Genomic DNA, 13,885 nt, shown 5'->3' with positions numbered 1-13,885 from the left:
TTTGCAAGTGCGCGACTTCATTGCAGGTCGCGTTCAAATGAACCTATCAGGTAGAATCAAAATGGCAGGTAATCCAATATATTCGAATGCTTTAAATTTTACCGATTTTTTAAAAGGGGGAGTTGATCCAAGGACAGGTTTGTATACCTGTTCGCTGAGTCTCGGAGATATCGAGTCGGCGGGGCTTAATGGCCCCACGATTGCGGTGAATTTCTTTTTCAACCCGCTGAGTGACGCCGACAATGGGTTTGGGGCTGGTTGGTCAATGGCCAGGACCTGTTATGAAGTTGTCGATAAAACGCTGACTCTTTCGGGCGGCGAGTCATTCAAGGCGCAGGAGCGAGGCACACATCTGGTATTCGATGAGCTGAAGCTTGAAACGGTCAAGGTCCTGCGGCGGGATTTGGCACCAACGCGATACGATGTTATCCACAAGTCGGGGCTACGCGAAGAACTGGAGATTTTCCCAGGCAGTGACCTCGCTGTACCGATGCGGCTGATCGCGGCCAACGGTGTGGCCGTCACGTTTGAATACGCCGCAATCAACCAGCGGCCCGTGTTGAAAACGATCAAGGATGGACAGCGCACGCTCTTGAGCATTACCCGCACGGCAGGGGCCGTGACACTGACCAAATTTCCCGGGACGGCCAGCGAAGCACGGTTCGTGCTGCACCTGACCAATAATGTGGTGCAAAGCGTAGTGTTGCCAGAGGGCGGAAAATGGGATTTGAAATACGAAACGATTGGCGGTTTCAGATGCCTGGTACGGGTGGAGTCACCTCAGGGCGCGTTCGAGATCATCAACTATCGGCAGAATGGTCATCGGTTGGCGAATGGCGCGCCTCTCGAATATGTCCCTTATGTAACATCCCATACCCTGTTTCCTCGTCAGGGACAGGCGCCCATCACCCGCAACTACGCGTTTAGCAGCAAGAATTTTCTTGGCCATGACGACCCAAATACGCGCTGGTCGCAGGATGGCGATGTCCTTTATCGCAGTGATGCCGGCTACGAATACAGCTCGACGGAAACATTGATGTCCGGCGAGCAGGTGCATACAACCACGACCAGGAATTACAACAAGTACCACCTGCTGGTTCGCGAGCAAACGCTTTGCCAAGGCGCGCTTGTTGATCGCTCGACTCAATACCATCTGGATCCACGCAAGAGCTTTCGTGACCAACCTGCGCAATTTCGCATGCCGCGAACACAGACGGTGCGTTATGAGGTGCTTTCCACCCAGGAATTTCGTGAAGAGGTCACGCACACTGAATACGATGGGACGGGTAACCTGCTCCGGAGCGAGACCCCTGATGGCATTGTCATCGAAAGTGAGTACTACCCTGCCTCTGGGGCGCAGGGTTGTCCGGCCGATCCGCTGGGGTTCGTGCGATTCGAGAAACAGCGCGTCGTCACGCCGGGCAGGGATTCAGGCGCCGCTATCACAATCACTCGCTTCGAGTATGCCCTGCTGCCGGGCCTCGAGGGGTTCAATGTACCGAATGTCGTTGCGACCCGTGAATGCCTCTACGAACATGAAGCGCCTACCGGGATCTTGCATGTCCAGACCGATCTTGCGTATTGCGATTACCCTGAAGACGCACTGCGCCATGGGCTGTTGAAAGAAAAAACCGTGACCTGTGGCACAAAAGCCACCCGGACCCTCATGGAATACTCCATTGAAGGCACGACGCTGACGCAAAAAAAGACGCTGGTTGGCTTCGATGACACCCGTCAAACCAGCTCGCAGACAATTTCGACACTTACCGGCAACAAGCTTTCAAGCTATGACGAGAACGAGGGGACCGTTGTCTTCGAGTATGACCGACTCGATAGAGTGATCCGCGAGACTTCGGCATCGAATACCCCTTGGCAAGCGTCTCGTATCACGACGTATCACTTATATGATGCGGTTACCCGCCAACCGGCAACCATTGTCTCTACCGACGTAAACGGCATCCAGCAAACCACCATACTGGACGGCCTTGGACGTACGATTCGCATAGATGAGCAGGATGGAGATCATGACCCCGACAAACCCTGGCGCACGGTTTTTTCCGCCCTCCACAATGCACAGGGGCAATTGGCGAGCCAGACCACGACCGATTGGTTAGAGGGCCAGCCTCGCGAGTTGCATAGCCAATTCGTGTTTGATCGCTGGGGGGCTATCACCTCGACGGTTTACAGCGACGGCCGTGAGGAGCGCCGCACGTTCGATCCGATAACCCGGCGTGAGGAATCCTGGCAGCAGGGGTTGGGAAAAACGGTCACGCTCTTCAACGCATTCGGCAAGCCGGACAGTACAGAGACGTTTGATACCGCAGGGCAAAGTCTGGGCAAGACTGCTTATGCTTATGACGGCCTCGGCAGAACCGTCAACCAGGTGGATCCTGTGGGTAACAGCACAACGTATCAATACGATGTGTTCGGTCGCCTGTTACGTAGCGTTCTACCTGACGGTCATTCACTTGAGACCGAATATGCAAGCCACAGTATCGAGGCGCTGCCTGTCCAGGTGAGCATTGCTGGCGTAAGCGTAGGGCAACAGACGTTCGATGGGCTTGGGCGCTTGACGAGTTCGCAAGTAGGCGGCCGACAAACAACGTGGGGCTACACAGATGGGCTCAAGTGGCCTGCGTGGGAGCTGAGCGCCAGCGGGCAGCGGACTGATTTCAAGTACGAGTCCGATTTGAACCGCGCAATGATCGAGCGCCGCGCAGGTTCGATCAGTCACGAATATGCGTTCGACGCTAAACTTGGCTTGCCCACCACCAGCCTTGAGCAGGGCAGGAAAACCCGCGAGTGTGAATATTATCCCTCCGGGCATGTGAAGACTGAGAGGCTGTTCTCGGAACAAGGCGATCAAACTTCCAGTTACATTTACTCCATGGCAGGTCGGCCGTTGGTCTATGTCGATGTCTTCGGTAACGAGCACAAGACCCGTTACGACAAGCTCGGCCGACCCCAATCTTTCGAATGTGGCGCTTTCAAGTCCGATTTTGTCTACAACCTTTTGGGACAGTTGGTCAGTACCCGCGTTCAGGGCGACACCGGGCGGGCGCTAACGACTCATCTGACTTACGACGACATCGGGCGCGAGAGTTCGCGACGATTTGAAATCGAGGGGCAAGCCTCGCAGACGCTAACATCGAGCTATACCCCGGCCGGCAAGTTGGCGAAGAAAACGTTATCCAGTGCCAGCGAGGTGCTGCGCGAGGAAACCTTCGAATATGACCGTCGCGGAAGGCTGAGTGATTACCACTGTCGGGGAAGGCTGCGCCCCCAGGATCCTTTCGGCAAGGAAATCATCCGCCAGAAGTTCGCATTCGATGCAATGGATAACATTCTTGGCCTGGAAACCGAATTTCCCGGTGGCAGCAACCGGATGACTTACACCTACAGCAGTGTAGATCCGACCCGGTTGACGGGCGTGCACCATACGCACCCTGATTACCCGAAACCGGCGGTGCTCCAATATGACGCGGACGGGCGCGTGATCCTTGATGATCAGGCACGGACCTTGGGGTACGACGAACTGGGAAGGCTGGTCAAGGTTGCGAATGCAGATGGAAGTCTCATACGGGGCTACCAATATGATGCGAGGGACCGGCTTGTCGAATGGACAGGGTCGCCGGGGCTATCCACGCATCACTATTACCGCGGCCGCTGTGTGGTCAATGAGCGAAGCGGCGAAGTCCGCACCACCTGTCTGCGCCAAAATGACCAACTGCTTGGACGCCGGTCGTCCGCGCAATCCATGACTGTGTACAGCACCGATAGTCAGCAGAATGTTCTCGGTGAGACTTCCAATGGCCAGCATGTGGGGTTTGTCTATAGCCCCTATGGCTATCGTCCAGCTGAAGGCGGGTTATTCAGCGTACTGGGTTTTTGTGGCGAGCAGCTTGATCCGGCCACGGGCTTATACCTGCCGGGCAGTGGTTATCGGGCCTACAGCCCCACCCTCATGCGTTTTCTCAGCCCGGATTCGATGAGCCCATTTGGTGCTGGTGGACTGAATCCTTACGCCTATTGTGGGGGGGATCCCATCAATCGCGTGGACCCAACCGGACATTTCTGGCAGGCCCTGCTCGGTATCGGTCTGTCCATTGCCGGGTTTGCCCTGAGTGTCGTGACAATGGGGGCAGCGACACCGCTGGCCATTGCCGGCCTGATGCTGGCCGGCACTTCGGCCGTACTGGGAATCGCCGGGGCCATCGTTGATGAAGTCGCACCTGGCTCCGTTGCAGGCGAGGTTCTGGGTTGGGCGAGCCTGGCAACCGGGCTGGCATCGGTCGGTGCCGGTCTGGCTGGCGTGGGCAAGGCTGCGGTGAAGGCGGGTAACAAAATGGCCGGCGCGTTCAAGTCCGGGCTTACCCACAATCGGCAAACGGCTACCAGGGCTGCCAGGCACATGCGTGACGGACGGGCAAGTATCGCATCGGAGGCGTCAACAAAGTGGACGGTGAAAGGGCCGAAGCCGAGAAATGTCAGCGAGTTGCGGCCTGCTCAGATGCAAGAGTGGGAGAAATTCAAGTCCGGGCTGGATGCAGGGCTACACCCCAAGATTGCCGCGCAGCGAATGGGCGACTCACAGTTCAAGCGATTTGCTGGTACGCAGCAATGGCAAATCCGGCTCGGCGGGGCAGACCGGGTAACTTTTACAATCGATGACCAGCGCAAACTCGTAGAGATTCTGCAAGTTGGTGGTCATACCTGATCGGCAGTGGTGCCGCCCCTTTCGGAGTGCCGGCGCAACGCCCACTCCACATGCTCCCTCACCAGCTCCGACGGGTAGTCCCGTCGCGCCTTCAGCGCCTCCAGCACCGGAATCGTTGAAGGCGCATTCCCCAGCCCCACCGCCAGGTTGCGCAACCAGTTTTCGTAGCCGGTCCGGCGCAGCGGCGAGCCTTCGGTGCTGCTGAGGAATTTCTCTTCATCCCACATGAACAGCTCGGCCAGTTGTGCGTTGTCCAGGTTGTGCCGCGGCTTGAAGTCGCTCTCACCGGATGGGCGGGCGAAGCGGTTCCACGGGCAGACGATCTGGCAATCGTCGCAACCGAACACCCGATTGCCGATCAGCGGTCGCAGGTCTTCCGGGATCGCGCCTTTGAGTTCGATGGTCAGGTAGGAAATACAGCGTCGGGCATCCAGCACATAGGGGCCGACGAAGGCATTGGTAGGGCAGATGTCGAGGCAGGCGCTGCAGCGTCCGCAGTGTTCGGTGGCGTGGGGCGGGTCAACTGGCAGCGGCAAGTCAACGAACAGTTCGGCGAGGAAGAAATAACTGCCTGCCTTGCGATTCAGCACCAGTGTGTTTTTGCCGATCCAGCCCAGGCCGGCCTGTTCGGCGATGGCTTTTTCCAGTACCGGGGCACTGTCGACGAAAGCGCGATAGCCGAATGGCCCGATGACCGCCTGAATCTTTTCCGCCAGTTGTTGCACGCGTTTTCGGATCAGCTTGTGGTAATCGCGACCCAGGGCATAACGCGAGACGTAGGCTTTTTCTGGCTGGGCGAGCATTTTTGCCATGTGGGTGTCGCCCGCCAGGTAGTCCATGCGCAGCGATACCACGCGCATAGTGCCGGGCACCAGTTCTTCGGGGTGCGAGCGTTTGCTGCCATGGGCGCCCATGTAGTCCATTTCGCCGTGGTAGCCGGCGGCGAGCCAGCGCTCCAGATGCTGCTCATGCTCACCCAGGTCGAGGCCGCTGATGCCGACTTGCTGAAAGCCCAGCTCGCGGCCCCAGTCCTTGATGGATTGGGCGAGGGCAGGCAGGTCTGTGGTAATTGCGGGCATGAGGCGAGAGAAACCGGAGCTGAGGTGCGTATAATTCTGCCAGACATCGGAGCCCGAAGACGCATGCCGCACACTAAAGATGAATTACCCGACGCGCTGTATGGTGCCGCACAGGTGCGTGCGCTCGACGCACGGCTGATTGCCGCGGGCACGCCGGGCTTCGAACTGATGCAGCGCGCAGCCCGCGCAACGTGGCGTGCGCTGGTGCGGCAATGGCCTTCGGCGAATGAATTGACCGTGCTGGCCGGGCATGGAAACAACGCTGGCGACGGTTATCTGGTGGCCGTGCTGGCACGGCGTGCCGGGTGGCAGGTGCGCGTGTTGGCGGTCGGTGATCCGCAGCGCTTGCAGGGCGATGCCGCGCTGGCCCATGCCGAGGCGCTGGCTGAAGGTGTCGCGGTGCAGGGCTGGAGCGACCAGAGCGAGTTGCGTGGTGTTGTCCTCGATGCCTTGCTCGGCACCGGCCTGAGCGGCGATGTGCGTGAGCCTTACTCGGCTGCCATCAAAGCGATCAATGCCAGCGGCCTGTCGGTGACGGCGGTCGATATTCCTTCCGGTCTGTGTGCCGACACCGGGCGAGAATTGGGTGTCGCGGTGCGCGCCGACCTTACGGTGACTTTCATCGGGCTTAAAGCAGGTCTGTTCACGGGGGACGCAGCGGATCATGTCGGCGAGCTGGTGTTCAACGATCTGCAAGCCACGGCTGAAACATACAGTGATATTCCCGTTCGCGCGCGACGTCTCAACACGGATAATCTTCCGCGGCCGGCGGCTCGCCCACCGACGTCGCACAAGGGGCGTTTCGGGCATGTGCTGCTGATCGGTGGCGATCACGGCCTTGGCGGAGCGATCCTGCTCGGCACCGAAAGCGCATTGCGCAGCGGCGCTGGAATGGTTTCGCTGGCAACCCGTCCCGAGCATGTGCCGGCGGCGTTGAGCCGAGTGCCGGAAGCCATGGTGCTGGGCACTTCGTCGGCCAATCAGTTGATGGGGCTGCTGCAGAAAGTCTCGGTGCTGGTAGTCGGGCCGGGCCTCGGGCAGGCCGGCTGGGGGCGTTCATTGTTGTCGGCCGCCGCCAACGCGCCATTGCCACAAGTGTGGGATGCCGACGCGTTGAACCTGCTGGCAGGCGATTTCGCCCGTTTGCCCAAGGATTGCGTGATCACTCCGCATCCGGGCGAAGCGGCACGCTTGCTGGGGATCAGCACTGCCCAGGTGCAGGCTGATCGCCTGGCCGCAGCGCTGGCATTGAGCAAAAAATACTCGGCAGTGGTGGTGCTCAAAGGTGCCGGCAGCCTGATCGCCCATCCCGACGGACGTCTGGCGCTGTGTCACCAGGGGCATCCGGCGATGGCCACTGCCGGTTTGGGTGATGTACTGGCCGGCGTGCTCGGCGCATTGCTGGCCCAGGGCATGGAGCCATTCGACGCGGCCTGCCTGGCGGTCTGGCTGCACGCCAATGCCGGTGAGCAACAAGGAAAATTCGGCCGTGGGCTGGCGGCCAGTGATCTGATTCCAGCCATTCGTCAGTTGTTGGAGGAGCAAGCACCGTGTCTGAAGTAACCCTGTACCTGGCCGATGAACAGGCCATGAGCGACTTTGGCGCATGCATTGCCCGAATCACCCAAGGCCATGGCCTGATTTTCCTCGAGGGCAACCTGGGGATGGGTAAAACCACATTGTCCCGAGGCATCATCCGCGGTCTGGGGCATGTCGGGGCGGTAAAAAGCCCGACCTTCACCTTGGTAGAACCCTACGAAATCGGCGACATTCGCGCCTTCCATTTCGATTTGTACCGTCTGGTCGATCCGGAGGAGCTGGAGTTCCTCGGTATCCGCGACTACTTCGAAGACGATGCCCTGTGTCTGATCGAGTGGCCCGACAAAGGTGCAGGCTTTTTGCCAAAGCCGGACCTGACCATTACCATTAGCCCGCAAGACAGCGGGCGTTCGCTGAAAATTTTATCCCAGGGCTCGCGTGGCGAGGCCTGGTGTGCCGCTTTGGCATTGGAATCCAAATAGATGATGGGGTTAGGTATGCGCTTTCGCGCGTTGGTGGCTGCCGTAGGGGTGTTGTTTTTGGCGGTAACCGTCGACGCTGTGGCCGATTCGAAGGTCAACAGTGTTCGTCTGTGGCGGGCACCGGACAACACACGACTGGTGTTTGACCTGACCGGCCCGGTGCAACACAGCGTCTTTACCCTGACGGCTCCGGATCGCCTGGTCATCGACATCAATGGCGCGACCCTCGGTGCGCCACTCAACGTCAATACCTCGAACACCCCGATTACCGCCATGCGCTCGGCCCAACGCACGCCGACCGACCTGCGGGTGGTCATCGACCTGAAAAAGGCCGTGACACCGAAAAGCTTCTCCCTGGCGCCGAACGCCCAGTACGGCAACCGATTGGTGGTCGATCTGTTCGATAACGCCGCGGATGCCGCACCTGCTCCAGCACCAACGCCTTCGGTCGCCACGGTCCCCGCCGTGCCGGTCACGCCTGCCGAGCCGGCGATCAAGCTGCCGCCAGCCCCGGCCGGCAAGCGCGACATCATTGTGGTGATCGACGCCGGACACGGTGGTGAAGACCCGGGTGCATCGGGTTCTCGCGGTCAGCGCGAGAAAGACGTGGTGTTGCAGATCGCCCGCGAATTGCAGCGCCAGATCAACGGCATGAAAGGTTTCCGCGCCGAACTGACCCGTACCGGCGACTACTTCATTCCGTTGCGCGGCCGTACCGAAATTGCCCGCAAGAAAGGCGCGGACCTGTTCGTTTCGATCCACGCCGACGCCGCGCCTTCTGCCGCTGCTTTCGGTGCCTCGGTATTTGCCCTGTCTGACCGCGGTGCCACTTCGGAGACGGCCCGCTGGCTGGCCGACAGCGAAAACCGTTCCGACCTGATTGGTGGTGCCGGCAACGTCAGCCTCGATGACAAGGACCGCATGCTCGCCGGCGTGCTGCTTGACCTGTCGATGACGGCATCCCTGACGTCCAGCCTGAACGTTGGCCAGAAGGTGTTGAGCAACATTGGCCGGGTGACGCCTCTGCACAAGCAGCGGGTCGAACAGGCCGGGTTCATGGTGCTGAAGTCGCCGGATATTCCGTCGATCCTGGTGGAAACCGGGTTTATCTCCAACGCCAACGAAGCGTCGAAGCTTGCCGCATCGAATCACCAGCAGGCGCTGGCGCGCTCGATCAGCAGCGGTGTGCGCCAGTTCTTCCAGCAGAACCCGCCACCGGGCACCTACATTGCCTGGCTGCGCGATTCCGGCAAGATTGTGCAAGGCCCACGTGACCACCGCGTCAACCCGGGCGAGACCCTGGCGATGATCGCCGTGCGCTATCAGGTGTCGCCCGCGACCCTGCGCAGCGCCAACAACCTGTCGAGCGATGAGCTCAAGATCGGTCAGCACCTGACTATTCCGGGCACTGAACTGGCGGCCAAAGAATGAATCAGGTCGTGAACGGTGGCGCTCGAATCGAGCTGCTCAGCCCGCGACTGGCGAACCAGATTGCGGCGGGTGAGGTGGTCGAACGCCCGGCTTCGGTGATCAAGGAGCTGCTGGAAAACAGCCTCGACTCCGGCGCCCGGCGTATCGATGTCGATGTGGAGCAGGGCGGCGTCAAGCTGCTGCGGGTGCGCGACGATGGCAGCGGCATTTCCGCCGATGACCTGCCGCTGGCGCTGGCCCGGCACGCCACCAGCAAGATCCGCAACCTGGAAGACCTCGAACAGGTCATGAGCCTGGGGTTCCGTGGCGAGGCCCTGGCTTCGATCAGCTCCGTGGCGCGCCTGACCCTGACTTCCCGCACCCGCGACGCCGACCAGGCCTGGCAGGTCGAGACCGAGGGGCGTGACATGGCGCCCCGCGTGCAGCCGGCAGCCCACCCGGTGGGCACCTCGGTCGAAGTGCGCGACCTGTTCTTCAATACGCCGGCACGGCGCAAGTTTCTCAAGACCGAAAAAACCGAATTCGATCACCTGCAGGAAGTGATCAGGCGTCTGGCCCTGGCGCGCTTCGATGTGGCGTTCCATCTGCGCCATAACGGCAAGACCATCCTCAGCCTGCACGAGGCCCATGATGATGCGGCCCGTGCCCGGCGTGTGGCGGCGATCTGCGGGCCGGGCTTCCTGGAACAGGCGCTGCCGATCGAAATCGAACGCAACGGCCTGCATCTATGGGGCTGGGTCGGCTTGCCGACCTTCAACCGCAGCCAGGCCGATTTGCAGTATTTCTTCGTCAATGGCCGTGCCGTACGCGACAAACTGGTGGCTCATGCCGTGCGCCAGGCCTATCGCGATGTGCTGTTCAACGGTCGGCACCCGACCTTTGTGCTGTTTTTCGAGGTCGATCCGACGGGCGTCGACGTCAACGTGCACCCGACCAAGCACGAAGTGCGCTTCCGTGAAGGACGCATGGTCCACGACTTCCTCTATGGCACCTTGCACCGCGCCTTGGGCGATGTGCGGCCCGATGATCATCTGGCGGCGCCGGTTGCCACGGCCGTCGTCCGGCCTACGGGCCTTGAAGCCGGTGAGTTCGGGCCCCAGGGCGAAATGCGCCTGGCCGCCAATGCGCTGCTGGAGCAGCCTCAGGCCCAGCCGTCGTTCAATGCGCCGGCGGGTTCGGGTTCTGGCGCGGGTTATCAGTATCAATACACGCCGCGTCCGCAGTCCGGTGTGCCTGTCGCCGAGGCGCAGGCCGCCTACCGCGAGTTTTTTGCGCCGCTGCCCGAGGCCAATGCCGTCGCGCTCCCGGCCGGACAAGACGACATCCCGCCGCTGGGTTATGCGCTGGCACAGCTCAAGGGCATCTACATTCTTGCGGAAAACGCTCAAGGCCTGGTGCTGGTGGACATGCATGCCGCCCACGAGCGGATCATGTATGAGCGTCTGAAGGTGGCGATGGCCAGCGAGGGCCTGAGCGGCCAGCCGTTGCTGGTGCCGGAGTCCCTGGCCGTCAGCCAGCGTGAAGCCGATTGCGCCGAGGAACACGTCGCCTGGTTCCAGCGCCTGGGCTTTGAATTGCAGCGCCTGGGCCCGGAAACCCTGGCGATCCGGCAGATTCCGGCACTGCTCAAGCAGGCCGAAGCCAACCGGCTGGTCGCCGACGTCCTGGCCGACCTGATGGAGTTCGGCACCAGCGACCGCATTCAGGCGCACCTGAACGAATTGCTCGGAACCATGGCCTGCCATGGTGCGGTTCGGGCGAATCGGCGTTTGGCCCTGCCGGAAATGAACGGTCTGCTGCGTGACATGGAAAACACCGAGCGCAGCGGTCAATGCAACCATGGCCGACCGACCTGGACCCAACTGGGCCTGGACGATCTGGACAAACTGTTCTTGCGCGGTCGTTGATGAGCCAGCTCCCACCTGCGATTTTCCTGATGGGCCCGACCGCCGCCGGCAAGACCGACCTGGCCATCGACCTCACCAAAGTCCTGCCCTGCGAGTTGATCAGCGTCGATTCGGCGCTGGTCTACCGTGGCATGGACATCGGTACGGCCAAGCCTTCAAAAGAACTGTTGGCGCAATATCCGCATCGCCTGATCGATATTCTCGATCCGGCCGAGAGCTATTCGGCTGCGGATTTCCGTCGTGACGCCCTGGAGGCCATGGCCGATATCACTGCGCGCGGAAAAATTCCGTTGCTGGTGGGCGGCACAATGCTCTATTACAAGGCTTTGGTTGAAGGCCTGGCGGATATGCCGGCCGCCGACCCCGAGGTCCGTGCGCAAATCGAAGAAGAGGCTGCACGCCTTGGTTGGCAAGCCTTGCACGAACAATTGGCGGTGATTGATCCGGAGTCTGCGGCGCGAATACATCCGAACGATCCCCAACGGTTGAGTCGAGCGCTGGAAGTTTATCGTGTCAGCGGTCAAAGCATGACCGCCCTGCGTTTGCGACAATCTGTGCAAAGTACCGAAGCAGCCGCTTCGGGACAGCAACAATTGCCCTATACTGTCGCGAACTTGGCCATTGCCCCGGCAAATCGCCAGGTACTGCACGAGCGAATTAAACAAAGATTCACTTTAATGTTGGAACAGGGATTCATTGACGAGGTCGTAGCCCTGCGTAATAGAAGTGACCTGCATGCCGGGTTGCCGTCTATACGTGCAGTAGGCTACCGCCAGGTCTGGGACTACCTGGATGGCAAGCTGACGTCAGCCGAGATGCAGGAGCGTGGAATCATTGCCACGCGCCAATTGGCGAAACGCCAGTTCACCTGGCTGCGCAGCTGGACTGACCTGCATTGGCTGGACAGTCTCGATTGCGACAATCTGCCACGCGCCTTGAAATACCTTGGGACCATCTCCATATTGAGCTGAGTCCTTGCAATTGCCGTCTATCCTTGGGGGTGTGGCGGCTAAAGCCATCTGTTTACCTATTTTTTATATTGAATCCTTAAAGGAGTGCGGCACATGTCAAAAGGGCATTCGCTACAAGACCCTTACTTGAATACTTTACGTAAAGAGAAAGTTGGGGTGTCCATCTACCTGGTCAACGGTATCAAGCTGCAAGGCACGATCGAGTCCTTCGACCAGTTCGTTATCCTGCTGAAAAACACCGTCAGCCAGATGGTTTACAAACACGCTATCTCGACAGTGGTGCCGGTTCGTCCAATTCGTCTGCCTAGCGCAACCGAATCCGAGGCGGGTGACACTGAGCCAGGTAACGCCTGATAGGAGTCTCCTTTGTTCTTTGAGCGCCACGGTGGTGGTGAGCGAGTCATCCTCGTTCACTTGGATGGACAGGACCCTGAGGCGCGCGAAGATCCGCAGGAGTTTCAGGAGTTGGCTAATTCGGCCGGCGCCGAGACCGTTGCGTTTTTTAACGTGCCGCGTCATCGGCCAACCGCCAAATTCCTGATTGGCAGCGGTAAGGTCGAGGAGCTACGCGACCTGGTCAAGGCCGAAGAGGCCGATCTGGTGATTTTCAATCACATCCTCACGCCCAGTCAGGAACGTAACCTCGAACGTGTTTTCGAGTGTCGCGTGATCGATCGCACCGGCCTGATTCTCGATATTTTCGCCCAACGCGCCCGTACCCATGAGGGCAAGCTCCAGGTAGAACTGGCCCAGCTTGACCACATGAGCACCCGTCTGGTTCGTGGCTGGACTCACCTTGAACGTCAGGGTGGCGGTATCGGCATGCGTGGCCCGGGTGAAACCCAACTGGAAACCGACCGTCGTTTGCTGCGGGTTCGCCTGCGACAGATCAAGGGCCGGCTGGAAAAAGTGCGCAGCCAGCGCGAACAGTCGCGACGCGGCCGATCCCGTGCGGATATTCCTACCGTGTCTTTGGTGGGTTACACCAACGCCGGTAAATCCACGCTCTTCAACAACGTGACGAAATCCGACGTCTACGCCGCTGACCAATTGTTCGCCACGCTGGACCCGACCCTGCGTCGTATGGACATAGACGATCTGGGGCCGATCGTTCTGGCGGACACTGTGGGTTTTATTCGTCACTTGCCGCACAAGCTGGTCGAGGCATTTCGGTCTACCCTCGAAGAGTCGAGCAACTCCGACCTGTTGTTGCACGTGATCGATGCGGCCGAGCCGGATCGCATGTTGCAGATCGAACAGGTGATGGTGGTGCTGGGTGAGATTGGTGCCCAGGACTTGCCGATCCTCGAGGTCTATAACAAACTCGATTTGCTTGAAGGCGTTGAGCCACAAATCCAGCGCGACGAAAACGGAAAACCCCAGCGGGTCTGGCTGTCGGCGCGTGATGGCACTGGTTTGGAGTTGCTTGAGCAAGCCATTGCCGAGTTGCTGGGCAGTGATTTGTTTGTGGGTACCTTGCGCTTGCCGCAACGATTCGCTCGACTGCGTGCGCAGTTCTTCGAACTCGGTGCGGTGCAGAAAGAAGAACACGACGAAGAAGGCATCAGTTTGCTGGCCGTTCGTTTGCCCCGGGCCGAGTTGAATCGACTGGTAAGCCGCGAAGGATTGCAGCCGATGGAATTCATCGAGCAACACACTTTGCAATAAAAGCCTGAGAAAGCGGTTGTGTCGTGGTGACAGGCATTCTGTAGCATTGGCCGGCGCGCCGTGGGTGCGTCTTTGCTTTATCAGATGGAGA

The 13,885-nt window shown here is 59.7% G+C and carries 9 protein-coding genes; 8 read left to right on the top strand and 1 reads right to left on the bottom strand.

From position 1 onward, the window contains the following. Positions 1 to 7 precede the first annotated feature (7 nt). Entirely contained in the window at positions 8 to 4,717 is a 4,710-nt protein-coding gene (locus tag ACLD1X_RS04735) for an RHS repeat-associated core domain-containing protein (protein ID WP_429366337.1), read from the top strand. Here the strand turns inward: ACLD1X_RS04735 and queG are convergent. Next, complete coding sequence (gene queG / locus ACLD1X_RS04730) at positions 4,708 to 5,796, bottom strand: tRNA epoxyqueuosine(34) reductase QueG (RefSeq protein WP_429366336.1); 1,089 nt, start codon at positions 5,794 to 5,796, stop codon at positions 4,708 to 4,710. The two genes, ACLD1X_RS04735 and queG, sit on opposite strands and share 10 nt — an antisense overlap. Positions 5,797 to 5,859: 63 nt before the next feature. On the opposite strand from queG, the gene ACLD1X_RS04725 reads away from it, so the two are divergent. From ACLD1X_RS04725 to hflX, 7 genes are all read left to right on the top strand, one after another. Next, positions 5,860 to 7,359: an NAD(P)H-hydrate dehydratase gene (locus ACLD1X_RS04725; RefSeq protein WP_429366335.1), complete on the top strand. Its 1,500-nt coding sequence runs from the start codon at positions 5,860 to 5,862 to the stop codon at positions 7,357 to 7,359. Further along, entirely contained in the window at positions 7,347 to 7,817 is a 471-nt protein-coding gene (gene tsaE / locus ACLD1X_RS04720; protein ID WP_102669277.1) for a tRNA (adenosine(37)-N6)-threonylcarbamoyltransferase complex ATPase subunit type 1 TsaE, read from the top strand. Before ACLD1X_RS04725 ends, tsaE begins: the two co-directional genes overlap by 13 nt. After that, the gene (locus ACLD1X_RS04715) at positions 7,818 to 9,248 is read left to right on the top strand and encodes an N-acetylmuramoyl-L-alanine amidase (protein ID WP_429366334.1); all 1,431 of its coding nucleotides are present in this window, start codon (positions 7,818 to 7,820) and stop codon (positions 9,246 to 9,248) included. Then, entirely contained in the window at positions 9,245 to 11,155 is a 1,911-nt protein-coding gene (mutL, locus tag ACLD1X_RS04710; RefSeq protein WP_429366333.1) for a DNA mismatch repair endonuclease MutL, read from the top strand. Before ACLD1X_RS04715 ends, mutL begins: the two co-directional genes overlap by 4 nt. Then, positions 11,155 to 12,126: a tRNA (adenosine(37)-N6)-dimethylallyltransferase MiaA gene (gene miaA, locus ACLD1X_RS04705; protein WP_429366332.1), complete on the top strand. Its 972-nt coding sequence runs from the start codon at positions 11,155 to 11,157 to the stop codon at positions 12,124 to 12,126. Before mutL ends, miaA begins: the two co-directional genes overlap by 1 nt. Positions 12,127 to 12,219: 93 nt before the next feature. Further along, a complete protein-coding gene (gene hfq, locus ACLD1X_RS04700) occupies positions 12,220 to 12,480 on the top strand; it encodes an RNA chaperone Hfq (protein WP_057397732.1) in 261 nt (86 codons plus the stop codon). A gap of 12 nt (positions 12,481 to 12,492) precedes the next feature. Next, positions 12,493 to 13,794: a ribosome rescue GTPase HflX gene (gene hflX, locus ACLD1X_RS04695; protein ID WP_429366331.1), complete on the top strand. Its 1,302-nt coding sequence runs from the start codon at positions 12,493 to 12,495 to the stop codon at positions 13,792 to 13,794. Positions 13,795 to 13,885: the final 91 nt, after the last annotated feature.

Source organism: Pseudomonas sp. 18173 (assembly GCF_050432945.1).
In the GTDB taxonomy this organism is placed as follows: Bacteria; Pseudomonadota; Gammaproteobacteria; order Pseudomonadales; family Pseudomonadaceae; genus Aquipseudomonas.
The sequence above is the reverse complement of the archived record's forward strand: the minus strand, read 5'-3'. Positions and strand labels throughout refer to the sequence as shown.